This window comes from Arhodomonas sp. KWT (assembly GCF_010993615.1).
In genome coordinates this window covers 1-904 of record NZ_WNXE01000673.1, presented here as the reverse complement: position 1 = coordinate 904, position 904 = coordinate 1, and the positions used below count along the sequence as shown (strand labels likewise).

The 904-nt window shown below is 70.4% G+C and carries 2 protein-coding genes; both read right to left on the bottom strand.

The window, feature by feature from the left end:
* Positions 1-590, bottom strand: a 590-nt coding sequence (locus G7A99_RS21650) for a sulfotransferase family 2 domain-containing protein (RefSeq protein WP_163144000.1), incomplete at its 3' end; no start/stop codon positions are given.
* A partial coding sequence (locus tag G7A99_RS21645) for a glycosyltransferase (RefSeq protein WP_163143998.1) occupies positions 590-904 on the bottom strand: 315 nt, incomplete at its 5' end. The genes G7A99_RS21650 and G7A99_RS21645, both read right to left, overlap by 1 nt.

Here is a 904-nt window from a genome sequence, read left to right as displayed (position 1 = left end):
GGCGTGTAGTAATCCTGATAGGTCCCGCGGTCACCCGCGCGGCGGCGGTGCGGCAGCGCCGGCGCCTCGATGCCGATGCGCTCGCACACGTGGGCGAAGTCCTCGGAGAGACGCTCGTAGCGGGCGACGAAATCCACGATCTGCCGGCCGTGGAAATCGCACACGTACTCCCACTGGCGCTCCTGGGAGATGTCCAGCAGGTAATCGTAGGCCCGTTCCGGGTCGAGCTTGGCACGGATGAACGTCTCGAAGGTATCCAGGTGCGCGGTGCGCTGCGGGTGCTCGCGCCTGAGGTGGTGGAACGAGCTCACCTGCAGATCCCAGGGATTGCGCACCACGGCGAACTTGAACAGCCCCTCGTAGAGCTCGCGGGGCAGCATCTCGTAGGCGGCGATCGCCTTGGCATGGCGCGGGAACTTGATGCCCAGCGCGTGCTTCGGCCGGGTCATCTGGCTGATCAGGCTCGCCGCAGCGAGCACCGGCGTGTACGGCCAGCCCCAGCGGTACGGACGCAGGGCCGTGCGGATGCTCGTGCCGCCGGTCTTGGCGATGTGCACGAACAGGAATCGGTGACGGTAGGAAATCAGCATCAGGGGGTTCCGGCTCGTTCGTCCAGGCCCAGCGCCCGCAGGTAGCCCGCCGCGCTGGCCTCCAGTGTATACCCCGCCGCCGCGCCCCGGAGCGTCTCCGGCGGCAGGGGGGCGTCCAGGACCGCCGCCATGGCCGCCGCCATGGCGATGTCGTCGCCCACCGCCACCAGCGGCCCGAAGCGCCCGTCCGCGAGCAGCTCCCGGGGTCCGCTGGGGCAGTCCGTGGCCACCACCGGCGTGCCCAGCGCCACCGCCTCGGTGAGCACGTTGGGCGAGCCCTCCCAGGCCGAGGACAGCACGAACAGCGAGGCCCG